Here is a 26,887-nt window from a genome sequence, read left to right as displayed (position 1 = left end):
TTCTCCCTCAATTATTCTATACTGTTTAATAGGTCTGTTTTCCCCTCATTCACAAGTTTAAGAATCAATTCCCCAAAAAGAGTATTCTGCCAGGCAAACCAGGCGCGGGTAAAGTTCTTCGGATCATCCTTATGAAATGATTCGTGCATAAAACCTGTGCCCGCATCAGTATCCATCAACATCTTGATACAATTCTTTATTTCCGAATCATTCTTACTTGTGAAAGCTTTCATCATAATGCTCATCGGCCATATCATATCGTAACCAATATGAGGACCACCTATACCCTCGCCTGCCTTACCTTTAAAGAAATAAGGATTATCCTCACTCCACACAAAACGACGGGTATTTTGATAAATGGGATCATTTACATTGACATCTCCCAGATAAGGCATAGCTATCAGGCTGGGCACATTGGCATCGTCCATCAACAGATGATTACCAAATCCATCTACTTCAAAAGCATATATCTTACCATATTTAGGGTGCTTATAGACTGCATACTTCTTTAAAGCCGCTTCCACTTCATTGGCAAGATCTTTGCATTCTTTTGCCAATTCCGGTTTCTTATTGACCGTTTGCAATATCTCGGCTGCTTTACGAAGCGAAGATACAGCGAAAAAATTGGAAGGTACAAGGAATTGCAGTGTGGTAGCATCATCAGAGGGACGGAAGGCAGAAGCAATCAGCCCTACAGGCTTCACCGGATTTCCCAGCCCGTTATTGGTCATCGTATCTAATGCACGGTTCGTTTTACGTTCAAACTTGTAAGGACCAACTCCATCCTTACGTTGCTGTTCTTTGAAAGTGCGCAGGATGTTTGTGATAGCCTGTATCCACTCTTCATCGAAAATACTGGCATCACCCGTTACCTGCCAGTAGTGATAAGCCAAACGTAGAGGATAACACAACGAGTCTATTTCCCATTTACGTTCGTGTAATTCAGGTTTCATATCTGTAAGGTCACTCATCCAGTGTCCACCTACGGGACCATCATTAAAAGCATTGGCATAAGGATCCATCATAATACACTTGAACTGGCGATTGATGACACCGGCAAGCATACGTTTCAGTTCCGGATCGGAGTTGGCAAGTTGTACGTAAGGCCATACTTGTGCACCGGAATCGCGCAACCACATGGCATGAATATCACCTGTATAAACAAAAGTGTCGGGTTTACCATCTTCGCCTTCACGAAAATGTACAGTAGTATCGAGTGTATTCGGAAAGCAGTTGGTAAACATCCAGGCAAGCCGGGCATTTTTCAGAAGTTTCTGTAAACGGATGATTTCATTTTCTACCGCCTGAGAACGGAAAAGACGTTCTGCCGGTTTTGGACGATTGTCTTTCTGAATAGCGTCTGTTGCACAGACATGTTCAGACAATTTGTCTCCGGATACAAATGCAGAAGCAGGAGAAGCCAGAAGTAAAGCAGTTGTAACCGTACAGGTACCAATCAGTTTCATCGAGTGTTTTAGTGCCATAATCTGTAATTAAAGTTAGTTAGTTATTCAGGATAAGTAACGACTATGATTTTCCATAGTAATACATCTTTTTTAGAATATCACAAATTTTTTAGAATATCACAAAGAAAAGTCTTTTCGAACAAATACAAAAACGCTTAGATAGTAAATATGTAGCAAAAAAGTATCCAATTCTGCCAAAAAAGTAACAAGATCTGCCATTGGGCAATATCTGCGATTTATTGAATGATTTATTTCATACATTTGTGTTCGTTTTCTCACATATTTGTATAACGAAACCTATAAAGAAAAACATGAATTCCGTCACAAGACTTACACAATTTTTCACTAATGCATCGATTCTGGAAAAGACTGGTCGGACACCCCCAAAAGCATTTCAAGAACTTGCCGAAAAACTCTCACACAATTGAGCTCTATTCGGAGATTAACGAATAACAAGAATATATAAATCATAAAACAGACAGAAATGAAGAAACACATCATTGCACTGGCATCAACCTCACTACTATGCAGTGGCTCCTATAGCCAAAATACACAACCGGAGAAAAAGCCTAAAGCCTACATGGTTGCAGATGCACACCTGGACACCCAATGGAACTGGGATGTCCAAACGACCATTAAACAGTATGTGTGGAATACTATCAGCCAGAACTTACTTCTGCTGAAGCAATATCCTGACTATATCTTCAACTTTGAAGGGGGAGTCAAGTATGCATGGATGAAAGAATATTATCCGGCTCAATACGAAGAAATGAAGAAATATATCCGGGAAGGACGCTGGCACGTGAGTGGTGCCAGTTGGGAAGCCAGCGATGCTTTGGTGCCTTCAACCGAATCTGCGATTCGTAACATCATGCTGGGACAGGAATATTACCGTAAGGAATTTGGAGTGGAAAGTACAGATATCTTCTTACCGGACTGTTTTGGCTTCGGATGGACACTACCTACCATTGCAGCTCATTGCGGACTCATCGGGTTCTCATCACAAAAGCTGGACTGGCGTAACAAACCTTTCTACGGAAAAAGCAAACATCCCTTTACCATCGGGTTATGGCAGGGAATCGATGGTTCTTCCGTCATGCTGGCACACGGATACGATTATGGCAAAAGATGGAACGATGAGGATTTATCGGAAAACAAGGAGCTGTTGGGACTGACCACACGTACCCCGCTCAATATGGTATACCGCTATTACGGTACAGGAGATATTGGCGGATCACCCACGTTGGGTTCCGTACGTTCTGTTGAAAAGGGAATAAAAGGAAACGGGCCACTCGAAATCATCAGTGCTACAAGCGACCAGATGTTTAAAGACTTCCAGCCTTATAAGGATCATCCGGAATTGCCTGTATTCAACGGAGAGTTACTGATGGACGTACATGGAACAGGATGCTATACTTCACAAGCAGCCATGAAACTGTACAACCGGCAGAATGAGCTTTTGGGAGATGCAGCTGAAAGAGCAGCCGTAGCCGCCGAATGGCTCAACAAAGCTGCATATCCCGGAACAACTCTAACAGATGCCTGGAAACGTTTCATCTATCATCAGTTCCATGACGACCTCACCGGAACAAGTATTCCACATGCCTACGAGTTTTCGTGGAATGACGAGTTAATCTCACTCAAACAATTTTCCGGCGTACTGGCCTCTTCCATTCGTTCAATAGCCGGAGACATGGATACACAGGTAAAGGGCATTCCGGTAATACTCTATAATGCATTAGGATTCCCGGTACAGGACATAGCAGAAGTAGAACTGGAAGTGCCCGCAGCCCCCAAAGGTGTCACAGTATATGACAACAACGGTAAAAAGGTGGCATCACAGTTACTATCCTACACAAACGGAAAAGCACACCTGTTGATAGAAGCAACAGTACCAGCTACCGGCTACGCTGTGTACGATGTACGTACTTCCGGCACGGCAAATCGCTTTGCTGCAACAACAAGTAACACACTCGAGAATTCCATTTATAAAATCACATTGGATGAAAAAGGGGATATCACCTCGCTTCTCGACAAGACGCAAAACAAAGAGTTGGTAAAACAGGGTAAAGCCATCCGACTGGCTCTCTTCACCCAAAATAAATCATACCACTGGCCGGCCTGGGAGGTGTTGAAAGAGACAATAGACCGGGAACCAATCTCTATCACGGATAATGTGAAAATATCATTGGTAGAAAACGGAGAGCTACGTAAAGCAATCTGCATTGAAAAGACACACGGAGAATCGGTGTTTAAGCAATACATCCGGCTCTATGAAGGAAGTCGTGCCGATCGGATCGATTTCTACAATGAAATAGACTGGCAATCAACCAATGCCTTGCTAAAAGCCGAATTCCCTTTGAATATAGAGAATACGGAAGCAACTTATGACTTAGGAATCGGAAGCGTTAAACGTGGGAATAACACCGATATCGCTTACGAGGTATATGCACAATACTGGGCCGACCTGACCAACCAGGACAACAGTTATGGTGTATCGATATTGAATGACAGCAAATATGGCTGGGATAAGCCCAACAACCATACGCTCCGTTTAACGCTGCTCCATACTCCGGAAACAACCCGGAACTATGCTTATCAGGACAAACAAGACTACGGACATCACAACTTCACGTATAGCCTTGTAGGGCATTCCGGTAAGCTGGATCATGCATCTACCGTAGAGAAGGCAGAACTTATGAACCAACGCCTGAAAGCATTCCAGACCACAAAACACAAAGATACATTAGGCAAAGAGTTCTCTTTTGCAACCTCAGACAACCGCAACGTAATTATCAAAGCACTCAAGAAAGCAGAAAGTTCAGACGAGTACGTAGTGCGCGTGTATGAAACCGGAGGTGAAAAGTCACAGCAGGCAACTTTGTCATTCGCAGGTGATATACTCAATGCGAATGAAGCTGACGGCACAGAAAAAACAATTGGTGCTGCCAACTTCAATGGAAACAAACTGCAAATCACTATTAAGCCCTATTCTGTCAAGACATTCAAAGTGCGTTTGAAAAGTGCTGCACAACCTGCATCTGAACCGGAATATGTGAACCTGCCACTAAATTATGACCGCAAATGCGCCTCATTTAATGAATTCCGCGGAGAAGCGAATTTTGAGTCCGGATACTCATACGCTGCTGAATTACTGCCGGATTCTATATTCGCAGATCAAATTCCGTTCCGCCTGGGAGAGAAAGAGACATTTAACGGCATGACCTGCAAAGGAGACACAATCTATCTGCCCGACGGACATAAATATACTCATTTATACTTCCTGGCTGCTGCAACGGATGATGATTATACAGTTACATTCTGCTGCGGGAAAAACAAAGCGGAAATCACCGTTCCTTCTTACACCGGTTTCATCGGACAATGGGGACACACCAATCATACCAAAGGGTATCTAAAAGACGCCGAGATAGCTTATGTAGGTACACACCGTCACGCTCCGGGTGAAGATCAGGCATACGAGTTTACGTATATGTTTAAATTCGGTATCGATATTCCCAAAGGCGCTGTAAGCTTTATCCTGCCAAAGAATGACAAGATTGTGCTCTTTGCCGCTACACTGGCCAAAGAAGAACAACCTGCTATGAACACTGCATCACAGCTATTCCGTACAGCCATCAGAGAAGAAGCCGGCAAGATATTATCTACACAGGAAAGTCCGAAAGAAAACTTGCTGAAAACTGCGAAGATCATATCTTATTCAGGCTATATGAACAACCGTGAAAAACCGGAATGTATGATTGATGGAAATAAGGATACCAAATGGTGTGATACGGGTATGACTCCGAACTATGTGGATTTTGATTTAGGAGAGGCACAAGACATCAGTGGCTGGAAACTTGTGAATGCAGGTGAAGAGAGTCACACATATGTTACGAAAGGGTGTTTCCTGCAAGGAAAGAATAATCTGAATGAAGAGTGGAAAACACTGGACAGGCTCAACAATAACAAACGCAATGTTGTTTCACGACAACTGTCAGAACCTGCCAAAGTACGTTACATCCGCTTAATGGTAACTAATCCGACACAAGACGATGAAGGGAAAGACACCCGTATTTACGAATTTGAAGTTTATAAATAGAAAGCCCTCTTAGAGCTCCTTATATAGGAACAGAAATTTATATATTTCGCCGGTTATCTCGTTATCGAGACTAACCGGCGAAACGCGTTTATAGAGAGTTCGCCGACTACCGGAAACACAGATACGACTTCCTCTTGAAACAAGGAAGCCAGAAGAAAGACGCTAAAAGGAGTAGCAAGGGAGACATAACCCGGTAAGGTCGTAGAGTAACAAGGGGAGACTCGTAAGGGAGCGTTGTTTTACATGTACATGTTTAACAGTACGACATGCACATGTGGAGCAGTACGACATGTGCATGTCGTGCAGCTTTACATGTACATGTAAAACAATGCTTCTCACCGGGGAAGGGAGGTTTACATTACTAAGGGAGGAATTGTCAACAGTTAGCATCACCTGTTCAGCCAGGGTTCGGGGTTTAATTTGTCTTTCTCTTTACGCAACTGGAAGTGCAATACAGTGCGCCCATTGTCGGAGACATCAGAAAATACCTGCCCGATAGCCTGCTTCGTACTAACCGTATCTCCCGACTTAACAGATGCGGAAGAGAGATTACAATATACAGAGATATAATTGCCATGGCGAATTAATACATTGAACAACCCATTGAGTTGGAAAACAGCCGCAACTTTACCATCAAAAATAGCACGAGCCTGGGCACCGGGCTTTCCTTGAATATCAATACCCTTATTATCAAGTTTAACATTGCGTAACCCCTCAACTGCATATTGTCCATAATGACTGGTAATAATATAAGGGCCCGAAATCGGCATAGGAAGCTTACCACGATTACTGACAAAGTTACCGGATAACTCACGGTCCGCTTTACTCATACTGTAAGCTTCCAGAGGTTCCGCTTTTTTCTTTGTCTCCGTTCCGGGAGAAGCCGATGTTGATTTACCTTCCTTGGCTTCTGACTTTTTACGGGCTGCCGCTTCGCGACGCGCTTCTTCGGCTGCACGCTTACGGGCACGTTCTATTTCTTCGGCTATCAACTTATCAATCCGGGCATTGAGTTGATTGGCTTCACGTCTCTTTTTATTTATTTCGCTTTGTAGCCCTTTCTGCTTCTTTTGCAGATTGGCCACCATTTCACGCTTCTGCTTTTCCTGATCTTCAAGTTTCTGCTTCTCGTCTTCGCGTTCTTTCAGCAGATTTTCTTTGGCAGTCTTTACCTGTAGAAGCTCCGCTCTTTTCTTCTTGATCTGTTCCTGTTTTTTCAGAATCTCTTCACCCTGAAGCCGTTGATAGGTAGCATACTCACGCACATAGCGGAGACGGCGGTATGTCTGCCCTAAGCTCTTGGCCGAAAAAATAAACATCAGCTTTTCTTCTATCGATTTATTACGATAGAGGTATTGGACGGAAGATTCATATTTCTTTTTCTTGTCCTGTAAGTCACGCTGAAGTGTACGAAGCTGTCTCTCAAGGACAGACAATTCGCGTTCAAGAGCCTCCACGTCATTATTTATGGCAAGGATATATCGCTTGCGTTCTTCAATCTGCCCCGTTAATGAAGCAAGACTATTAAGCTGGCTTCCTACATCTTTCTTTGTATTCTTCAACAATGATTCGGTATCGGCAATCTGCTTTTGCAATTCGCCGCGTTTACTTTCCAGTTCTTTAATCAATCTGCTACTTTGAGCAGAAAGCGGAATAACCAGAAAAAGAATACATGTTAATCCTACAAAGATACGTTTCATCATAACTTAGTCAGCATATTTAATAGTTCTTCAAGTGGTACCTGGGTGTATCTGTCCGAGATCTCGGTAGGTGTCATTGCAAATTCTTTGGACGAGAAATCATATAATCTCACTTTTGCTCTTTCCAATGAAGGTATGCCCAATTCCTTACCACTTAACTCGGCTTTCCCTTCCGGACGCGAAGCGCTCAGAAGTAACTTCTCCAATTTAGAGAACCGGGCATCTTTTGGCAAAATATCATCCAACTCTTTCCGGGAAGCCCTGACGTAGCGCTTATTCATCCGATCGATAAGTAATACTTCGTCGGGAGTTATCTCCAACCGGGCTATTTCCGTACGAAGAATAGGCATCAGAATGGAAAGCTGCACACGTTCGCCTCCTTTCATTTTCATTGTTCCTCCCGTCGTTATACTCCCATCAGAACCGGAGGGGATAGTCAACTGCAGTTTGGATGATAGGTAACAAGGCTCGACAACAGGCACGCTTGAAGTTATATTCTTTGTGCTTTTACAGCCTGCAAGCATTACTACCAGCAACAATAAATAGAATACGTTTCTCATTCTGCAATGTATTTCTTCTTCTTAATTTTCTCTTTCAACGTTTTCGATTCACTCCCCATGTCGAGAGCCTCTTGCCAATATTTCAATGCACCATCCACATCGCCGGTCATATAATAGATATCTCCGCAATGTTCCACTATCACATCACTTTTCTCTCCATCACTTTTCATGGCATCATCAATGTAGATACGAGCCTCAGCATAGTTCCCTTTCTCAAAAAGTATCCAGGCATATGTATCAAGATAAGTGGCGTTGCCGGGATCGGCTTTTACCGTCTTATAACTCATTTCCTCAGCCTTATCGAGTTCCCGGCGTTCTACAGACAGATAATAGGCATAATTGTTCAATGCACCAATATTAGAAGGGTTGTAAACCAATGCAGAATCATACGCATTGTATGCCTCCGTCATCATCGCTTTTTTATGGTAAACATCGCCCATGATAGAATAGAAATCAGATAAAACTTCTTTCTTACTATCATTTGTAGCATTCGCCAAAGCTTTCTGACAAATAGCAAGTACCTCATCATTACGCTCCGCCTGGCTATAGGCAATAGCGAGATAGAAATAGAACTCAAGTGCCTCGGGGGTAGCCTCTACACCAGGCTCACAGATTTTAATGACCTGTTCAAAATCATTCTTCTGCACAGCTACTTCAAGGAGCATCAGACGGGCAGCTTTATTGGCAGGATCAATCTGAACCACACGCTCCAATACCGGAACCGAAGCTTCCTTCATATTTTTTGCCCAAAGGTATTGTGAATAGAGCATCGGTATCTGATCATCATCCGGATCTTGCTGCAGGATACGGTCGAAAAGTGAAATCACCTTCGTACTGTCTGCTGTAGCCTGCTCATTCTGGGCAATCACCTGGCGCATTACATTCAATTTCGTATCTGCAGGTACCTTTTTATTCATCAGCAAAGAGTCCAGTTGCTGTTTATACAAATCCTGTTGCCCGGTTTGTTCGTAATAGGAAGCCAAAGAGAAATGAGCCATCACATTATCCGGCTCCGTAGCAAGTACCTTCTGATAAATATCATAGGCTTCCTGCTTTTTACCATTCTGCATATACACATCTCCCAAGATCACTTGATAACGCATATCCATAGGATATTCCTTCACCAGGTTCTCAATCTCCCGAAAAGCGCTTTTGTCATCTTTCATCTGCAGATAAATACGGAATTTCTCCATCGTAAGTTGTTCATTCTTCCCCATTATCTCTTCCAGACGGTCCAACGTCCCAATCACTTTCCCATAATCTTCTTGCTGATTATACAAATCAAGCAGAGCAAACAACGATTCTCTTTTTCCCGGGAAACGGGTAGCCATTGTCTCAAGCAATCCTATCGCTTTCTCCTTCTCATTCTGTTGTTGATAAAGGCTAGCAAGGGCCTGGCTATACCAATAATTATCCGGCGCACTTTCCACTGCCTCCTCCAAAGCGGCCTGGCCTTGCGGCACTTGCTTCAAAAACATATAATACTGCGAAATCTCATAAAGAGCCGAAGCTGCCTGCGGGTTAATGGTCAGACAGTGTTTCAACAGGTCGAATGCAGCATCATACTCCTTTTTCCCCTTCAACCGCGTTGCTTCAAGGAAGAAGTAATCATACTTACGCTGCTGCTCGTCCGAAAGGGTAACTAACTGTCGGGCAGATTTAGCAGCACCCGTCTTTCCTACTCGTTGTGAAGAACCGCAAGAAGCAAGTATCAGTATCAACACCCCAAGGAGTAATAATTTTATTTTCATCCGTAATTCGTAATTTGTAGTTCGTAATCTATCCCCTTCCCGTATGCCCGAAACCACCAGCACCACGTTCCGTCTCATTCAGTACCTCCACTTCCTGCCAAGCGGCTTGTTCGTGACGGGCTATCACCATCTGTGCAATCCGTTCTCCATCTTCAATAACAAATGGTTCGGTCGAAAGATTAATTAAAATAACACAGATCTCTCCCCGGTAGTCGGCATCAATCGTTCCCGGAGAATTTAAAACAGTAATCCCTTTCTTCAAAGCCAGACCACTACGCGGACGAACCTGTGCCTCAACCCCCGGAGGGAGTGCGATATACAATCCGGTAGGAACCAGACAACGTTGCATAGGGGCCAGAGTCATTGAGTCCGAAAGGTTAGCACGAATATCCAGTCCGGCAGAAAGTTCAGTGGCATATGCCGGAAGCGGATGCTTTGATTTATTGATAACTTGTACGTTCATATTCTGTCTGTTTACTATTTAACGGGCGAAAATACACAAATTGTATCGAATTTCCGTACATTTGCAGTTAAATAATGTGCGAATAGGGGAACTATGTACTCTCAAATCGTAAATTGTAAATAGCTAAATCGTAAAGACTCATGATGGATTGGAGGAAATTAATCTCAGCAAAACGCTTTGGGATGGAAGAGTTTCATGAAGAAAGACAAGAAAACCGTTCAGAATTTCAAAGAGATTATGATCGGCTCATCTTCTCAGCTCCCTTCCGACGTTTGCAGAATAAAACACAGGTATTTCCACTACCGGGTAGCATCTTTGTGCACAATCGGCTCACTCATAGTCTGGAGGTTTCGTGTGTTGGCCGGTCACTGGGTAATGATGTTTCAAAGGCAATACTCTCCCGGCAACCGGAGTTACAAGACTCTTTTCTACCCGAAATCGGTTCCATCGTTTCTGCTGCTTGTCTCGCTCACGATTTGGGTAATCCTCCGTTCGGCCATTCCGGTGAAAAGGCCATTTCCACCTTCTTTTCCGAAGGTAAAGGGCAGTTCCTAAAAGAGCAACTTCTCCCGGTGGAATGGGATGATTTGACACATTTTGAAGGAAATGCAAACGCTTTCCGACTCCTTACACATCAGTTTGAAGGACGTCGCAAAGGTGGGTTTGCCATGACCTATTCTACGCTTGCTTCCATCGTTAAATACCCCTTTTCATCAAGTCTGGCAGGTAAAAAATCCAAGTTTGGATTCTTTATTAGCGAAGAAAAAGGATTTCAGCGTATTGCTACTGAATTGGGGTTGATTCAGCTTAGTGAACAGCCTCTGAAATATGCCCGTCATCCGTTAGTCTACCTTGTTGAGGCTGCCGATGACATATGTTATCAAATGATGGACATTGAAGATGCCCATAAACTGAAAATTCTAACAACCGAAGAGACGAAAGAGCTACTCCTGTCCTATTTCACTGAAGAACGACAGGAACATATACAAAGAACATTCAGTATCGTCAGTGATACGAACGAACAAATTGCCTATCTGCGCTCTTCGGTTATAGGACTATTAATAAAGGAATGTACAAGAATATTTTTGGAACATGAAGCTGATATTCTTGCCGGCAACTTCACCGATCCACTGATTAAAAAGATATCCAAACGACCCGCACAGGCCTACAAACACTGTTCTGAGGTCTCTTTTAGTAAGATCTACCGTTCCCGGGATGTGCTCGATATAGAATTAGCAGGTTTTCAGGTTATCAGTACCCTGCTGGAACTCATGATCGATGCCGTGACCTCCCCCAACAAAGCTTACTCACAGCTTCTTATCAATCGTGTATCGGGTCAATACAATATAAAAGCGCCTGTACTCTATGAAAGAATACAGGCGGTACTTGATTATATTTCGGGAATGACCGATGTCTTTGCGCTGGACCTCTACCGCAAAATCAACGGCAACAGTCTTCCTGCGGTGTAAATACCTTATTGACGCCCGAAGTTAACTTACAGTCTTCCGGGTGACTTTCGATAAATGATTGGATATGACGCATACGCTTATCTTCAAGAATTTCGTCAACAGCTATCAGAATACCGGTTTCTTCAACATCCCCAAATTCATAATTAATAGCTGTACCAAACATACGCATTGTAGGACTTAAACTCATATAGGCATTTACCAGTGGAGGAATATTATAGCCTAACTTCCGGATCTCACTATTCAGAATCTTGTAATCATCTTTAAACGACTTCTCATAGAATATAGTAGCCAAATCTTTCTCCTCAGTCTCCATTTTCAACGGATTCAACGGAGTGATTAACCCATCCTTATCGCCAAAGTGCTTTTTCAAGAAGTAAAGAATCATATCACGGCCCTGACGGTGATAACTGGGATACATCGTCACTTTACCAAAGAAGTATTTCACATTTGGCATCACAACAGTCAACGCTCCCAATCCGTCCCACAAGTTATCCAAAGCAAACAAACCTTTGCTTCCGGCACGGGTAGACTGATATTCAAGCGTTACGAATGACCGTCCCAATTCAATTGTAGTAGGCAGATACTCTTTAACAAACTGCTCAGAGAAGTTGAACATATGGGAAGTAGCCAGTATCGGAGCACCTTTCTCATCAAAACGTACATCCGTACCCAGCAAATAGCGATACCCACCCAGAATTTCTTCTGCTTCCGGATTCCATACAATCAATTGTTTATAGGGATTCTCCATTGTATCATATTCATCGATATCCATAGAGAAACCGGTACCTCCTCCTGCTGCACGAAAAGCAATTTCACGCAAACGGCCAATCTCTTTCATTACATTTGGAGAATCTTGTGAAGTAGTAATATAAATATGATTATTACTTTTATTCGTCATGCGCAACCGCTTATCCTCCGTAAGTTCCGCCTTTAGCAGTTCTTTGCTTATCGGTTCAATAATCTCTTCCATATTCCTCGTTAGTGTAGTTGTTCTTTTTCTCTTTATCACAGTTTATATACGATATCCTTAACATACTCCGCCCACTGCGCAGGAGTTTTAGACTTATCAAATGTCTGCCAGGGAATTGGTTTACCGAAAGTGACTGTAAATGTCTTATGCCGGTTTTTAAACATTTCATCTGCCAGATAAAGCATAGCTATATTAAATTTTATCCCCAGTGTTTTACAGATATTTGCCAGATTATAAAAGAAATCAGAGTTGCGTCCGCCAAAATGCACAGGTATTACATCTCTTTGCGCCTGCACACTTTTAACAATAAACGTCTTCTTCCACTCCAGATCCCGGATAACACCATTCTGGCGTCTTGAGCAAAGTCCTGCCGGAAACATGATTAACTGATCATCTGATTTAAATCCGGCTTCCACCATCTTCGGAAAATCTTTGGCTTGTTTCCCTGTCTTATTAATAGGAATACAAAGAGGAGCCAGTCCGCGGAGGTTCATCAGCAAATCATTCACCAGATATTTCACTTTTCCATTATAGTGTTTACCAAGAACATAACCCAATGCTACACCATCTTGTCCTCCCAACGGATGATTGGACACAAATGTATATAAACCATCTTCCGGTAAATTCTCTTCTCCTCTTACTTCTACTTTAGCATCAAGAAAATCCAGGGAAGCTTCCAGAAAGTCTACTCCTAATTTATCCTTCGAATCACGTAGAAAAACATTAATTTCTTCCTGATGGACAATCTTTTTCAGATAAGAAACGATAAATTTAGGGATATACTTATAATGCTTCGGAGCTTTTGTCCGAAGAATCTTATCGATATCTATTAAAAACAAAGAGTCGTCAGTCATTCGTTATAGATAAAATGATTGTGCAAAATTAATTGTTCTTTTCTATTAATTGCAATAATTTGGCAGAAAATGCAGGATTTAGGTTTCTGACGAGAAAAAAGAACACCCAAAAACTATCATATACCACCTAAAAACTATCAATTGATAGTTTTCAGGCTAAAGAAAGACGAATTCACCCCTGTCTTAGTCATCAAAACGCCGTAAACTTGCAACATCGAAAAAAACAACGATATATTCACAATTTAAAAAGCAACGTTTATGAAAAGTTTAAGCTTCAAAAAAGATTTGATAGGAGTTCAAGATGAACTACTTCGTTTCGCATACAAATTAACAACCGACCGCGAAGAAGCCAATGATTTGTTGCAGGAAACCTCATTAAAAGCATTAGACAATGAGGATAAATATATGCCAGATACTAATTTTAAAGGATGGATGTATACCATCATGCGCAATATCTTTATCAACAACTACCGTAAAGTAGTCCGTGACCAGACATTTGTTGATCAGACAGACAACCTTTATCATTTGAGTCTCCCGCAGGAATCAGGTTTTGAGAGTACAGAAAGCTCTTATGACTTAAAAGAAATGCACCGTATTGTCAATTCATTACCTAAAGAATACAAGGTTCCGTTCTCTATGCATGTTTCCGGTTTCAAATACCGTGAAATAGCAGAGAAGTTACACCTCCCGCTCGGTACTGTAAAGAGCCGTATTTTCTTCACTCGCCAGAAACTGCAGGAAGAATTAAAAGATTTCAGATAACCTAAGCCGACACTATAATTGTCGATTTCCATATAATATTTAGTGCAGATTTTTAGTTGTGTTAACTGTAGAAGCAAGTAGGAAAAATTCCTCCTTGCTTCTTTTTTATACCTGAACTCAAAGAAAAAGCTTTCGACAAATTTCCACAGAATATACTCCATAACATATTTAACTTTTTTTCAGTCGCTTATTATCAAGCTTATCCGAATGTTTCCTTATATTTGGACAACAAATTTGAAACATTGTTCCAAATATGGAAAAAGTAGAAGAATATATGGAAAAAGCTGAGGAAAACTACAAAGTTCCAAACCTTGAAAAAGGGATTGCGGTTCTTGAGTACCTATCACTTTATTCCTTAGGAAGAACACTACAAGCGATCAAATCAGAACTTGATATTTCGCAAACAACTGCCTACCGTATTTTAAATACTTTAGTCCGGTTAGGATACCTTATATATAATGAAGATACAAAGCATTATAAATTATCCCGCAAATTATTATCGCTCGGATTCAAATCATTAAATGAACATAATTTGTTAGAGGTAGTCCTGCCACATTTGCGCAACTTGCGGGATCTGGTAAAAGAAACTGCCTGCTTCGGAGTATTAGGAGATCAAAAAGGTATTTTCATAGAACAAGCCCAAGGACATCATACTTTCCGTTTTGTGTTATCACCCGGTAAACCTTTTGAACTCCATTGTTCTGCACCGGGAAAAGCTATCATGGCTTACCTCCCCTGCAATGTCCGTGACTATTACTTGTCACAAATGGAGTTCACACGTTATAATGCACGCACTATTACTACTCCCGAGGCATACATGGATGAATTGGAGAAAGTGCGAAAGTTAGGTTATGCCATGGACAATGAAGAAGAATTAAGTGGAGTACTCTGTATAGGTGCCCCTATTTTTAATTACACAAGTTATCCATGCGGAGCCATCTGGATATCCGGTCCTAAAGATCGTTTATCTAAGGATGTAGTGCGCAATTCCGTTGAATGTATAAAAGATGCCGCACAAACTATCTCCAAAGAATTAGGATATAATCAGTCTTAAAAATATAAAACATACATACTATGAACACCCCCAAACAAATATTAAAAAAAACATTAGCCACCGTATTCTTTTGTGGCTGTGCTTCCTTCGTTCTGGGAGGAACTCCTCCGTTTTTCCCTACAGACATTACCTTGAATTCCAAAGGTGAAATTCTTATTGTAGAAAAGGGAACAAATCGAATCAGTTTCTTTTCACCGGATGGTAAAACTTTACTTCGTTCTATTCCCGTTGAAGAAACACCAACCGGTATCCTCCTGGATGCCAATAAAGCATATGTCACCACCAGTGCGGCCACCGGACATTTACAAATCCTATCATTGGAATCAGGACAAAAAGAGGCTACTATTCTGACAGGTTCCGGTGCATGTGCTCCTATTTTCGGCCCAGATAAAAAACACATATATGTATGTAATCAATTCCAGAACACTGTTTCAGAAATTGATCCGATAAGCCGTACGGTTGTACGTTCGGTTAATGTCTTGCGTGAGCCTAAATCAGCACAGTTCAGCAAGGATGGCAAATATCTGTTCGTTACCAATTATCTGCCATCCCAACGGGCAGATCTTGATTACGTAGCAGCTTGTGTTTCCGTCATCAGAATGGATGATTTTACCAAAGTAAAAGACATCAAACTGGCCAATGGTAGCAATGCTTTACGCGGTATTTGTATCACACCGGACGGTAAATATATATATGTATCCCACAATTTAGGACGTTTTACCGTTCCCACATCACAATTGCAACAAGGATGGATGAATACCAGTGCTTTCAGTATTATAGATGTGGAAAAACAAGAATTCCTCGGCGCAATTGTAGTCGACGAACCAGAACGTGGAGCAGCAGGTATCTGGAGCATTGCCTGCAATGACGAGTCACTCTTCATCACTCACTCCGGAACACATGAAATCAGCGTTATTGACCACAAAGCCATGCTGAAGAAATTCCTAAGTTATCCTGATAAAGCTATGTTGGATTATGACCTGAGATTCCTGTACGGCCTGCGCAAACGTATCCCATTGAAAGGAAATGGTCCGCGTAAAATGATAATGGAGAACGGAAAACTTTATATCCCTACTTACTTTGCTGACATCCTAAACATTGTAGATACCCAAACGACTGAAATAACCTCGGTCAATCTGAATCCGGATCGGGAAGAAAGTGCAGAAAACAAAGGAGAACGCTATTTTAATGACGCTTCTCATTGCTTTCAAAACTGGCAAAGTTGTAATGGTTGCCATCCGGGAGATGCCCGTACAGATGGGATGAACTGGGATTTGATGAATGACGGAGTAGGTAACTCTAAAAACTGCAAAAGTCTTTTATTCAGCCATCCCACCCCTCCAAGCATGATATCAGGTATTCGCGAAACAGCGGAATGGGCAGTACGTGCCGGTTTTAAATTCATACAGTTCTTTGATATTACCGAAGAAGATGCCGTATGTGTGGATGCTTATCTGAAATCTCTCCAACCAGTTCCAAGCCCCTATCTGGTTAATGGTGAGCTATCCGACCTGGCCAAAGAAGGAAGAAAGGTATTTGAAAAACTAAAATGTACAGAGTGCCACAGTGGCCCGTATTATACAGACCTGAAAATGCATCGTATCGGTGAGGATATTGAGTTCGAAAAAGGTTGGGACACCCCTACCCTACGTGAAGTCTGGCGCACAGCCCCCTATCTTTTTGACGGACGTGCAGCCACGATGGAAGATGTATTTAAGGTACACAAACACGGTATTGAGAAAAAGGTTTCTCAAAAAGAGATTAAAGCGCTAACAGAATACGTAAATTCCTTATAACAAAATAAGACACCGTTGGAAAACATGAATTATTGTGATAAAATAAAATATAGCATATATACCACCGAAATTGCTGATTTCGGAACAATGGCAGATACCTTGCTGGCACAGTTGCCTCAAAGCGAACAGATATTCAGACTAATATTTTTCGGGACACCGGCAAATAACAATGAATATGTAACTCGTCGTAACATTTTAAGTGACAAAATACAACAACGTTATCCCCAGAAGTTACCTGTATTAAGTTATGTATCCCAACCTGCTTTGGATGGCGGACTTACAATGGAAGTACATAGCTATCAGGCAGATGAGAATGATCAGATTATGTATCATCCCAATGAAGGTTTCCCTTATATTACATTGGAAAATGCCGATGGTCGTTTTCTTTTTGCAGGAGGCTTCCATAGCGATGTGTTGAATTTCAATACCCAACAACAATCCGTTGAAGTTTTCCGGTTAGCAAGTGAAGTTTTACATAAGGAGAATTTTCCCATTGAAAACATTATCCGCCAGTGGAACTACATTGAACAAATTACAGGATTTGATGGTGCCGACCAACATTACCAGATGTTCAATAATGTGCGTAGCAACTTCTACAATCAGACTACCTGGAGTATGGGTTATCCGGCTGCTACAGGTATAGGGAGTAATTTAGGAGGTATCCTGGTAGATATTGATGCTGCTGTATTTACCCGTCCGGAATGTTTTGCCACTCCTATTGATAATAAGTTACAGGTAGCAGCTCATGCCTATTCCCCACAAGTACTGGAAATGGCTCACCAGCAAAAATCAACACCAAAGTTTGAACGTGCCAAAAGTATGACGTTTGATGACAGACAACTCATTTATATATCCGGCACAGCTGCAATCCGAGGAGAAGAAAGCCTGACCGGAGTAGGTCTCGAAAGACAACTTCACATCACTATGGAAAACATTGCCCAACTAACAGGAGACGCACATTTAAAATTATTGCGCGTATACCTGAAAGACAAGTCACATTACCAAGAAGCATATAAGCTACTGAATGACTATCAACTGAACATACCTATTTCTTATATGTGTGCAGATGTATGCAGAGATGAATTACTAATTGAGATTGAAGGCATTGCCATAAAATAAGCCACTCCCTTATCACAATAAATAAAATAGGAGAAATTACTAACCAAATAAATAAATGAAAATGAAGAAAAAACTTAGAAATTCAGTAGCCTTAGGAGTTGTTTTACTCTCTATGGTAGCATGTACAGGCAAAACCTCTACATCAGAATCAGCTTGTGGTAACAACGGACAATGTTCCGAACAATGTAAAAATGAATGTAATCAAAACAACTGTAAAAATAAAAAAGAAATGACTTATTCTAAGAAGTACACAAATGCCGACTTTTACAAAGACGGCAAATTCCAGCAAGAAGCTGCTATGGAAGCAATGAAAGACATGTTCGCATTCTATGATGTTCCTTTCACCGAATTAATGGCTAAAGACATGTGGGTTACGGACTTCGGATTAGGAGATTTTGAAAATGTAGGTATGGGTGGTATTTTCTGGGTTAACAACGCAGAACAAAGATACTTTGCACATGCTATCTATCTGTTGCCCGGACAAATGATTCCGGAACATGCCCATGTAGCTACTACATATCCTGCTAAACACGAATCCTGGATGGTTGAAAAAGGATGGGCCTATAACTTCTCTGAAGTAGGAGATGAAACTCCGAATGCCCCTGCAATTCCAGCTACTCATGGTCCTATCAAGAGTAAGAATTTCGTTGTACAAAAGGTAGGCGAAGTACTTCCGTTGAAAGCTTTAACAACCTTCCACTTCCTGATGGCTGGTCCCGAAGGTGCTATTGTCTCAGAATGGGCTACTTACCATGACAATGCCGGCCTTCGTTTTTCAAATCCTAAGGCTGCATTATAATAGTAGAAAAACATAATACCTTAGAATCAACCTTATGAATAAAATATTGCTAATAACACTCTGTTTCTTATCAGCTTCTGCCTCGGCATTTGCCGGGCCGAAGCCTAAGAAAGCAGAGACATGGATCGATGCTTCAGTAAAAGCCAAATCCGAATTGCGTACGCAACTACAAAAAGCAGGAATGCCAGTCATATCCAAATGGATTAAAGTCAATGACAAGGCAGAGCCTTTTGTTGTGGACTTGAAGAATTGCGATAAGCTGATACTGGTTACCTCCGGTGGTCCTGACGGTAGCAGCTATGATCATGCAGTATGGGGGAATGCCCGCCTGATTGCAGCCGACGGTTCTTCTGTATGGTTGGACCAGACTCCGTTTGAATATGGCGTAGCCGGCTGGGATAAACCAAGAATGAACATCAACGCAAATGGCAAACCTATCCGGATTGCCGGAAAAGCTTATGAGCACGGTGTATTCTGCCATGCTAACGGCACATTGGTCTATCCTGTGAAAGGTAAATACGTACGTTTTGAAGCAGAAGTTGGTATTGACGATGCCTCAAGAACGGGTAGTGTATATTTTCAGGCATTGAATGTATTACCTAAAGACATCGCCAATCAACTGGCAGAAAAATATCCGAATCAAATTGGAATGCTAAGCAGCCAAATGGATGGATTGGATACCTGGTTGATTACCCCCGATGCTTCTGTTGAAAAACAAGTCGTAGACGCTTTGGCTGGTAAACTAAAAGATGCTTCTTACTTCAAGAACATCATACAACAGATAGCAACCGAAAAAGACGTAAACACACAAATGTACAAATACCTCGAAGTATTTGAAAAGATGCAAAATGTATACGAGGTACAAAATGAATTGGAGTGGCTGAATATAAATGCAATCAAACTGGCATTTGCTGATATGAAACAACAACAAGGGTATGATGTAGCCAAATACCAGCCTCTGCTCGATGAACTGCTAAGCCTTTCCCAAAAAGGTTTCGACGGCATTTACAAAGGTGATGCGCAAGCATTGGCTAATGCCCGTAAAGCATTGAAAAACAAGCAAGCCATTCTGCTTGGTAACCCTTTACTCAATGGCGACAAAATTGTTGCTACTCGTTTCAAACTGGGTTCAAAAGCACATACAGCTATGGCTCCGGACTTAGGAACACAATCTAACAACTGGAGTAATCAGGAATCCGCACGTCGTAGTGGATTTAATGCCGAAATTGTAGAATTGTCCAATCTGCGTGGTGACAACATTCAGATGCGTCAAATATACAAACCACAAAACTCATCTTCTATCGCAGACCTTAAAATGCATTGGGATGGCGACCGGGTTATGTTTACTGCAACCATGCCCGACAATCGTTGGAATATATATGAGGTTAAATTGGACGGTACCGGTCACAGAATGCTAATAGAAAATGAAGAACCGGATCTGGAATTCTACGACGGTACATATCTACCCGACGGGCGTATGATAGCAACTTCTAATATTGGTTACCAAGGTGTACCTTGTGTCAGCGGTTCCGACCCAGTGGGTAATATGGTGCTTTATGATCCCAAAACCAAAAACATGCGTCGCCTTACATTTGACCAGGATGCCAATTGGAATCCGGTTATTATGCATAATGGTCGTGTCATGTATACCCGTTGGGAATATACCGACCTGATGCACTACTATTCCCGCTTTGTAATGCATATGAACCCGGACGGAACAGAACAAAAGGCCCTGTTCGGAAGTGGTTGTGCTTTCCCAAACAGTACATTTGACATTCAACCTCTGCCTAATCATGCATCTGCTTTTGTAGGTATTATTTCCGGTCATCACGGTGTTGCCCGTTCCGGCCGTTTAATATTGTTTGATCCAACTAAAGCCCGCAAAGGTGCTGCCGGTATGCTTCAGGAAATTCCATATCGGAACCGTCCGATAGTAGAATTGGTAAAAGATGAATTAGTAAACGGCGTATGGCCACAATTTATCAAACCGACTCCTTTGGATGACAAATATTATCTGGTAGCTGCTAAGCTGAACCCACAAGATTTATGGGGTATTTATCTGGTGGACGTATTTGATAACGTAACTTGTCTGATGAAACAGGAAGGCGAAGGATACATCAGTCCGATTGTTGTGCGTAAGACAACTACTCCTCCGGCTATACCTGACAGGGTAAAACTGAATGAAAAAGAAGCAACTGTATTTATCCAGGATATATACGAAGGTGAAGGATTGCGTAATGTACCTCGTGGTACTGTAAAAGAACTCCGCCTGCATGCGTATGAGTATGCATATCTGAAAACTGTTTCGGACCATAACTGGCATGGTATCCAGAGCGGATGGGACATTAAACGTCAACTCGGAACAGTTCCTGTGGAAGAAGACGGTTCTGTTATCTTCAAAATACCAGCCAATACTCCAATCTCCATCCAGCCGATTGATAAAGACGGAGCTGCTATACAGCTGATGCGTAGTTGGTTGACCGGACAACCGGGTGAAGTTGTCTCCTGTATCGGGTGTCACGAAGATCAGAACCAGATTCCTGTGCCTAAGCGTGTAATTGCATCTCAACGTGCACCACACTCTATAAAAGCACCGGAAGGTGGTGTCCGTTCATTTACATTCGATCTTGAAGTACAGCCGATTCTCGACCGTGCTTGTATTGCCTGTCATAACGGCGAAAAAGCATTCGACCTCCGTGCCGGTACAAAAGACGAACGTGGATATGGTCCTTCTTATCTGAATCTACATCCGTATGTTCATCGTCAGGGTCCGGAAGCTGATATGGCAGTTCTTCAACCCTATGAATATCATGCCAATACCAGCGAATTAATCCGTATCCTTAAAAAGGGACATGCAAATGTGAAGCTGACTGACAAAGAATGGAGAACATTGTATACATGGATTGATTACAATGCACCGGATAAGGGTTACTTCAATGCTAATAAGATCAAAGATTTCCCATATCAGGGTTTTGATCAGATTGAACGCCGTACAGAACTCACCAACAAATATGGCAACGGTATGGGAGTAAACTGGAAGAAAGAGATTGCTGACTATGCAACCTATCTGAAAGGTAAAGGAGAAATTACTCCGGTCCTTCCGGCAGCAACAGCTCCTGTAAAAGAGAAGAATGTAAAAGTGAAAAACTGGCCTTTCGATGCCAACGCAATCAAAGCGATGCTGGCAAACGAAAAGGAAACACGCAAAGAAGTTGTATTGGCTCCCGGAGTTAAACTCACCTTCGTTCGTATTCCTGCCGGAGAATTCGCTATGGGTAGCTGGAACGGATCTGCTGATAATCGTCCGGTATCTAAAGTAAAAATTGCAAAACCATTCTGGATGGGTGAAGTAGAAATCACCAATGAACAATACAATGTCATTTTCCCCGACCACGACAGTCGTTATGTAGACCAGTTATGGAAAGACCATGTACATTTCGGTTACCCTGCCAATCAGCCGGAGCAACCCGTTATTCGTGTTAGTTACGAAGATGCTATGGCGTATTGTAAACAACTGAGCGAAAAGACCGGTCTCAACATCACCCTCCCCACGGAGGCACAATGGGAATGGGCTTGTCGTGCAGGAAGTGATTCTGATTTCTGGTATGGTAACAGCAATACGGATTTTGGTAAATTGGAGAACTTTGCAGACGAAAGTTGCAATAAAATGGCTGTAAGTGGCGTTAATCCACAACCAATGTCTAAGAATTCATACTGGTACAAATATTACTCTTATCTGCCTAAAGAGGAAAGTGTAAACGATGGAGCAATGAACCAGGTTAATTCTAAAAATTACCAGGCCAATCCATTTGGATTATATAGCATGCACGGAAATATAGCCGAGTGGACCCGTTCGGATTACATACCTTATCCTTACACCGAAAAGGTAAAGAATCCTTCGGAGTTCAAAGTTGTACGTGGTGGTTCTTATATTGAACGTCCTAAAGTCTCAACTTCTTATGCCCGTAAAGCCTACTACCCGCATCAGCGAGTATTCAATGTAGGATTCCGTGTAATTATTGAAGACTAATTAAACAGTTGACAGTGGACAATTGACAGTGAGCAGGGCAACTGCCCACTGTCTACCGTCAACTCTTCATTGTCAATTGTCAACTATCAGCTGCCAACTGTTATCAATTGTCAACTCTAAAAGTGATTTTCCTATGAAAGTAAATTTCCACAAGCCCCTCTCTTCTTATGTAACAACCATTGTGTTGTTGCTGATCTACGCTGTTGCACTCGCTGCCGCTACTTTCATTGAAAAATACCATGGCACTGCAACAGCCAAAACGATCATCTACTATTCGCCTCTGTTCTTTTTGCTTCAATTATTGATGGTTATCAATTTTGTAGCAATTGTTATCAAGCGCCAATATCTTAAAAACCGGAAATGGGGTATGTTAGTCACTCATTTTGCTTTTATCATCATTTTCCTGGGTGCTTTTACCTCTTTCCTTTTCAGTGAAGAAGGCATCCTTCATCTTCGCGAAGGAGAAACGAGCAATCAAATCACCGTTCGCTCTGCCGATAATAACACAAGTATCCACACCTTACCCTTCTCTGTGGAACTAAAGAAATTTACGTTGACCCGCTATCCGGGTTCTTCCAGTCCCTCTTCCTATGAAAGTGAAGTTGTAGTACATGTGGACGGTGAAACACGTCCCGAACGAATATTTATGAACAATGTGTTAGATGTAAAGGGTTACCGGTTCTTTCAGGCATCTTATGATCCGGACGAACAAGGTACGATTCTCTCTGTCAACCGTGATGTTGCAGGACGCAACATCACTTACACAGGGTATCTTTTGCTTGTCATCGGACTGGTTCTATGCTTTATTGGCAAGAATACCCGATTCATGTCATTGAGCCGTCGGTTAAAAGAATTACATACCGCAACTAAGATAATAGCCTGCATGCTCTTCTTTATAGCCTTTCCTTCTGAAAGCAGAGCAAACGAGAATAACTCCCCAATGATGGATATCGTACAGAAACATAAAATTTCTCCTGCACATGCCGAAGTTTTTGGTTCTTTACCAATCCAGTCAAATAGTGGGCGTACCATGCCAATCAACACTTTTTCTTCCCAAATACTCCGAAAGCTACATAAATCGGATAAAATCGAAGGTTTAAACTCAGACCAATTCCTTATCAGTTTACTGGTGATGCCGGATGTATGGATGCGCATACCGTTTATTGCCGTATCCAATCCAGAGTTAGCAAGTTATTATAATCTGCCTGCCAAACAATGTGCATACGCGGAAGTGTTTGACAATAACGGCTACTACAAGTTACAGGAGAAGCTGGAAGAAGCATATAACAAAATGCCTAACCAACGTACCCGATTCGACAAAGATTTGATGAAACTGGATGAACAGATCAACATCTTCCACCAGCTTATCAACCGTCAGATGCTGAATCTCTTTCCAAAAGAAGATGATCCCAACCATAAGTGGTATGCTCCCGGAGATGACCTTTCGGCTTTTACAGGAAAGGACTCCATGTTCGTAGCCCGTATTATGGACTGGTACCTGGAAGAGGTACAGGAAGGTCTGAGAAGTAACGACTGGACAAAGGCCAACGAAGTTGCCGGCATGATCAGTACTTACCAGCAAGCCAAAAACAAAACACTCGACATCAGCCCTAAAAAGATACAGTCTGAACTGAAATATAATAAGATGGATGTATTTCGCTATTGTAAAATCGGTTATCTTATTCTGGGTGGTCTGCTGCTCATCTTTACATTCATCGTACAGTTTCAGCAGAAACGCTGGATAAAGTCTATAGTCTGGATATTGGGGATTCTGGTACTTATCGTATTCCATTATCACATGTACGGTATGGGAATGCGATGGTATATTGGTGGATATGCCCCTTGGAGCAATTCATACGAAACAATGGTATATGTGGCCTGGGCTACGGTTCTTGCCGGTCTACTGTTTGTACGTCGTAATACCATCACTTTGGCACTGGCCACCTTGTTCGGTGGTATCATTCTTTTTGTATCCGGCCTGAACTGGATGGATCCGGAAATAAGTCCCTTAGTTCCGGTACTTAAATCTCCCTGGCTAATGTTCCATGTTGCCATTATTGTAGCTGCCTATGGTTTCTTCGGCGTCAGTTGCCTGATGGGATTAACCAATATGGTTTTGATGATCTTCGCCGGCAAGAAACGAACGAGTCAGCTGATTATTCGTATCAAAGAGTTAAGTATCATCAATGAAATGTCATTGCTGGTAGCGCTGGCTTTGATGACGATCGGTACTTTCCTGGGTGCCGTCTGGGCAAATGAGTCCTGGGGACGTTATTGGGGATGGGATCCTAAAGAAACCTGGGCACTGATTACTATGGTTGTTTATGCCATTGTCACCCACCTGCATCTGATAAAACGTTGTAATACCCTTTGGTTATTCAATGTCGCTTCAGTCATCGCATTTTCATCCGTATTAATGACCTTCTTCGGAGTCAACTATTTCCTTAGCGGAATGCACTCATATGGACAGAACGACAATGTAAACAATATATTGATCTACCTGTACTTTGCCTCAATTGTTATTATTGTATTAGCATTTTTCTCTTACAGGAGTTGGAAAAAGAATCCTGAGTTAAATCCGAACAAGTCATAAACCAATAGTTATTATAAACACTTAAAACGAATAAATTATGAGAACATTCAACCACGTAGGTATCGTCACTACCGAACACAAAGAAGGCGCCTTCTTTAATGAAGGGCTCAGCGTATGGCTGACAGACTATAGCAAAAGTCCTAACAGAATCGAGTTTCTTAAATTCGAAGAAGGCAGTTGTATGCCCGAATTGGTACAAAAGCAAGGTCACATTGCCTACACAGTACCCTCTCTGGAAGAAGAGCTAAAAGGTAAGAAGGTTATTTTTGGCCCTGCCGTATGCGATGAACATCTCACTATTGCTTTCATAGAAGAAGAGGGTATTTCTATCGAACTAATGGAAATTAAATAAAAACTAATCTCAAAATAAGGAGGAAAACATCATGTCAGACATCAAAACTAAATTTATCAACAACCCCGAACAAATTACTCCCGAATTGTTGGAAGGCTATGTAATGGCTTATGCCGATCAAGTAAAACTGGGAGGTGAAAATATTGTAGTACGTACCCATGCAAAGGACGAAAGTAAAGTAGCTATTGTCACCTTAGGTGGCTCCGGTCATGAACCTGCATTGAGTGGTTTCGTTGGCGAAGGTATGCTGGATTGTTCTGTAGTAGGAGATATTTTTGCAGCTCCCGGTGCACAACGTGTATTCCAGGCATTGCAGCTGATGAAACGTGAAGCAGGTATATTACTGGTCGTATTGAATCACTCCGGTGATATAATGAGTGCAAACATGGCTTGCCAGTTGGCAGAACGTGTAGGAATCAAAGTAAAACAGATATTGACACATGATGACATCAGTGCCGGAATTGATGCCAACACAGAAGATCGTCGTGGGCTGGCGGGTTGTGTTCCTTTGTATAAAATATTAGGAGCAGCAGCAGAAGAAGGCAAGTCATTAGACGAGCTTATCGAAATCGGCGAACGGTATAACAATAAGGTAGCCACACTTGCTGTAGCCATGCGTTCTTGTACCCATCCTCAGAATGGCGCAACAATCACGGATCTGCCTGCCGGTATCATGGAGATAGGAATGGGCCAACACGGTGAAGGTGGTGGTGGTCAAAAGCCACTTGTATCAGCCGATGCTACAGCTGCCGAAATGGTAGACCTGCTTTGCCAGCAGCTCAAACCCAAAGCCGGAGATAAAATGATGCTTATCATCAACGGTGTAGGTGCCACTACTCACATGGAACTGAATATCATATTCCGCAAAGCTTATAAGGAACTGGAAGCACGTGGTCTGCAAGTAGTTGTAAGCCGTATACAGGAGATATTGACCGTACAGGAACAAGCAGGTTTCCAAATGATTATGGGTATCCTGGACGAAGATCATATCGACTATTTAAAGAACAAACGTGCTAACGCACCTTACTGGACAACTATTGGCAAATAAAA

The 26,887-nt window shown here is 42.1% G+C and carries 18 protein-coding genes; 11 read left to right on the top strand and 7 right to left on the bottom strand.

Features of this window, described 5'->3' with window-relative positions:
- Window positions 1–11: 11 nt before the first annotated feature.
- Window positions 12–1,484: a glycoside hydrolase family 125 protein gene (locus tag K8P02_RS20010; RefSeq protein WP_025867094.1), complete on the bottom strand. Its 1,473-nt coding sequence runs from the start codon at window positions 1,482–1,484 to the stop codon at window positions 12–14.
- A 466-nt stretch (window positions 1,485–1,950) separates the two neighbouring features.
- On the opposite strand from K8P02_RS20010, the gene K8P02_RS20005 reads away from it, so the two are divergent.
- Window positions 1,951–5,565, top strand: a complete 3,615-nt coding sequence (locus tag K8P02_RS20005; RefSeq protein ID WP_025867095.1) for a glycoside hydrolase family 38 N-terminal domain-containing protein — start codon at window positions 1,951–1,953, stop codon at window positions 5,563–5,565.
- A 389-nt stretch (window positions 5,566–5,954) separates the two neighbouring features.
- Here K8P02_RS20005 and K8P02_RS20000 read toward each other — a convergent pair whose 3' ends face one another.
- Genes K8P02_RS20000 through dut form a run of 4 tightly spaced genes read right to left on the bottom strand, consistent with a single transcriptional unit; the run spans window position 5,955 to window position 10,039 of the window.
- The gene (locus K8P02_RS20000) at window positions 5,955–7,268 is read right to left on the bottom strand and encodes a murein hydrolase activator EnvC family protein (protein WP_025867096.1); all 1,314 of its coding nucleotides are present in this window, start codon (window positions 7,266–7,268) and stop codon (window positions 5,955–5,957) included.
- Window positions 7,265–7,825: a DUF4292 domain-containing protein gene (locus tag K8P02_RS19995; protein ID WP_025867097.1), complete on the bottom strand. Its 561-nt coding sequence runs from the start codon at window positions 7,823–7,825 to the stop codon at window positions 7,265–7,267. Before K8P02_RS19995 ends, K8P02_RS20000 begins: the two co-directional genes overlap by 4 nt.
- Window positions 7,822–9,576, bottom strand: a complete 1,755-nt coding sequence (locus K8P02_RS19990) for a tetratricopeptide repeat protein (RefSeq protein WP_025867098.1) — start codon at window positions 9,574–9,576, stop codon at window positions 7,822–7,824. Before K8P02_RS19990 ends, K8P02_RS19995 begins: the two co-directional genes overlap by 4 nt.
- A 28-nt stretch (window positions 9,577–9,604) precedes the next feature.
- On the bottom strand, window positions 9,605–10,039 hold the full coding sequence (gene dut, locus K8P02_RS19985; RefSeq protein WP_002558814.1) for a dUTP diphosphatase: 435 nt from the start codon (window positions 10,037–10,039) through the stop codon (window positions 9,605–9,607).
- A 140-nt stretch (window positions 10,040–10,179) separates the two neighbouring features.
- On the opposite strand from dut, the gene K8P02_RS19980 reads away from it, so the two are divergent.
- A complete protein-coding gene (locus K8P02_RS19980; RefSeq protein ID WP_025867099.1) occupies window positions 10,180–11,508 on the top strand; it encodes a deoxyguanosinetriphosphate triphosphohydrolase in 1,329 nt (442 codons plus the stop codon).
- On the opposite strand, the gene K8P02_RS19975 is transcribed toward K8P02_RS19980, so the two are convergent.
- On the bottom strand, window positions 11,480–12,478 hold the full coding sequence (locus K8P02_RS19975; protein ID WP_025867100.1) for a GNAT family N-acetyltransferase: 999 nt from the start codon (window positions 12,476–12,478) through the stop codon (window positions 11,480–11,482). The genes K8P02_RS19980 and K8P02_RS19975 overlap by 29 nt on opposite strands.
- A 35-nt stretch (window positions 12,479–12,513) precedes the next feature.
- On the bottom strand, window positions 12,514–13,332 hold the full coding sequence (locus K8P02_RS19970) for a 1-acyl-sn-glycerol-3-phosphate acyltransferase (RefSeq protein WP_025867101.1): 819 nt from the start codon (window positions 13,330–13,332) through the stop codon (window positions 12,514–12,516).
- 258 nt (window positions 13,333–13,590) lie between these two features.
- Here K8P02_RS19970 and K8P02_RS19965 point away from each other — a divergent pair, with 258 nt between their 5' ends.
- The 9 genes from K8P02_RS19965 (at window position 13,591) to K8P02_RS19925 (ending at window position 26,885) form a co-directional block, all read left to right on the top strand.
- Window positions 13,591–14,094, top strand: coding sequence for an RNA polymerase sigma factor (locus K8P02_RS19965; RefSeq protein ID WP_002558810.1), 504 nt, complete (start codon window positions 13,591–13,593; stop codon window positions 14,092–14,094).
- Between the two features lie 253 nt (window positions 14,095–14,347).
- Complete coding sequence (locus K8P02_RS19960; RefSeq protein ID WP_044094833.1) at window positions 14,348–15,148, top strand: IclR family transcriptional regulator; 801 nt, start codon at window positions 14,348–14,350, stop codon at window positions 15,146–15,148.
- Between the two features lie 20 nt (window positions 15,149–15,168).
- Window positions 15,169–16,944 carry a YncE family protein gene (locus K8P02_RS19955; protein WP_002558808.1) on the top strand — a complete coding sequence of 592 codons (1,776 nt, stop codon included), beginning with the start codon at window positions 15,169–15,171 and terminating at the stop codon, window positions 16,942–16,944.
- Window positions 16,945–16,968: 24 nt separating this feature from the next.
- A complete protein-coding gene (locus tag K8P02_RS19950) occupies window positions 16,969–18,063 on the top strand; it encodes a chorismate transformation enzyme, FkbO/Hyg5 family (protein WP_002558807.1) in 1,095 nt (364 codons plus the stop codon).
- A gap of 61 nt (window positions 18,064–18,124) precedes the next feature.
- Complete coding sequence (locus tag K8P02_RS19945; protein WP_025867103.1) at window positions 18,125–18,862, top strand: cupin domain-containing protein; 738 nt, start codon at window positions 18,125–18,127, stop codon at window positions 18,860–18,862.
- Between the two features lie 34 nt (window positions 18,863–18,896).
- Window positions 18,897–22,892, top strand: coding sequence for an SUMF1/EgtB/PvdO family nonheme iron enzyme (locus K8P02_RS19940; protein WP_195349705.1), 3,996 nt, complete (start codon window positions 18,897–18,899; stop codon window positions 22,890–22,892).
- A gap of 133 nt (window positions 22,893–23,025) precedes the next feature.
- A complete protein-coding gene (gene ccsA, locus K8P02_RS19935; protein ID WP_007483477.1) occupies window positions 23,026–25,485 on the top strand; it encodes a cytochrome c biogenesis protein CcsA in 2,460 nt (819 codons plus the stop codon).
- Window positions 25,486–25,522: 37 nt separating this feature from the next.
- A complete protein-coding gene (locus tag K8P02_RS19930) occupies window positions 25,523–25,837 on the top strand; it encodes a hypothetical protein (RefSeq protein WP_002558803.1) in 315 nt (104 codons plus the stop codon).
- A gap of 31 nt (window positions 25,838–25,868) precedes the next feature.
- Window positions 25,869–26,885 (top strand): dihydroxyacetone kinase subunit DhaK, encoded by a 1,017-nt coding sequence (locus tag K8P02_RS19925; protein ID WP_025867104.1) that lies wholly within the window; start codon window positions 25,869–25,871, stop codon window positions 26,883–26,885.
- The last annotated feature ends 2 nt before the right edge of the window (window positions 26,886–26,887 follow it).

It is taken from the genome of Bacteroides nordii, assembly GCF_019930665.1.
In the GTDB taxonomy this organism is placed as follows: Bacteria; Bacteroidota; Bacteroidia; order Bacteroidales; family Bacteroidaceae; genus Bacteroides; species Bacteroides nordii.
Note: the sequence above shows the minus strand (reverse complement) of the source record. Positions and strands in the feature narration are given on the sequence as shown.

Bases quoted from the DNA above. Each gene is read 5' to 3' on its own strand.
- K8P02_RS20000 (WP_025867096.1), bottom strand. From the start codon at position 7,268: ATGATGAAACGTATCTTTGTAGGATTAACATGTATTCTTTTTCTGGTT.
- K8P02_RS20010 (WP_025867094.1), bottom strand. From the start codon at position 1,484: ATGGCACTAAAACACTCGATGAAACTGATTGGTACCTGTACGGTTACA.
- K8P02_RS19970 (WP_025867101.1), bottom strand. From the start codon at position 13,332: ATGACTGACGACTCTTTGTTTTTAATAGATATCGATAAGATTCTTCGG.
- K8P02_RS19995 (WP_025867097.1), bottom strand. From the start codon at position 7,825: ATGAGAAACGTATTCTATTTATTGTTGCTGGTAGTAATGCTTGCAGGC.
- K8P02_RS19950 (WP_002558807.1), top strand. From the start codon at position 16,969: ATGAATTATTGTGATAAAATAAAATATAGCATATATACCACCGAAATT.
- dut (WP_002558814.1), bottom strand. From the start codon at position 10,039: ATGAACGTACAAGTTATCAATAAATCAAAGCATCCGCTTCCGGCATAT.
- K8P02_RS19955 (WP_002558808.1), top strand. From the start codon at position 15,169: ATGAACACCCCCAAACAAATATTAAAAAAAACATTAGCCACCGTATTC.
- K8P02_RS20005 (WP_025867095.1), top strand. From the start codon at position 1,951: ATGAAGAAACACATCATTGCACTGGCATCAACCTCACTACTATGCAGT.
- K8P02_RS19930 (WP_002558803.1), top strand. From the start codon at position 25,523: ATGAGAACATTCAACCACGTAGGTATCGTCACTACCGAACACAAAGAA.
- K8P02_RS19945 (WP_025867103.1), top strand. From the start codon at position 18,125: ATGAAGAAAAAACTTAGAAATTCAGTAGCCTTAGGAGTTGTTTTACTC.
- K8P02_RS19980 (WP_025867099.1), top strand. From the start codon at position 10,180: ATGATGGATTGGAGGAAATTAATCTCAGCAAAACGCTTTGGGATGGAA.
- K8P02_RS19975 (WP_025867100.1), bottom strand. From the start codon at position 12,478: ATGGAAGAGATTATTGAACCGATAAGCAAAGAACTGCTAAAGGCGGAA.
- ccsA (WP_007483477.1), top strand. From the start codon at position 23,026: ATGAAAGTAAATTTCCACAAGCCCCTCTCTTCTTATGTAACAACCATT.
- K8P02_RS19925 (WP_025867104.1), top strand. From the start codon at position 25,869: ATGTCAGACATCAAAACTAAATTTATCAACAACCCCGAACAAATTACT.
- K8P02_RS19990 (WP_025867098.1), bottom strand. From the start codon at position 9,576: ATGAAAATAAAATTATTACTCCTTGGGGTGTTGATACTGATACTTGCT.
- K8P02_RS19960 (WP_044094833.1), top strand. From the start codon at position 14,348: ATGGAAAAAGTAGAAGAATATATGGAAAAAGCTGAGGAAAACTACAAA.
- K8P02_RS19940 (WP_195349705.1), top strand. From the start codon at position 18,897: ATGAATAAAATATTGCTAATAACACTCTGTTTCTTATCAGCTTCTGCC.
- K8P02_RS19965 (WP_002558810.1), top strand. From the start codon at position 13,591: ATGAAAAGTTTAAGCTTCAAAAAAGATTTGATAGGAGTTCAAGATGAA.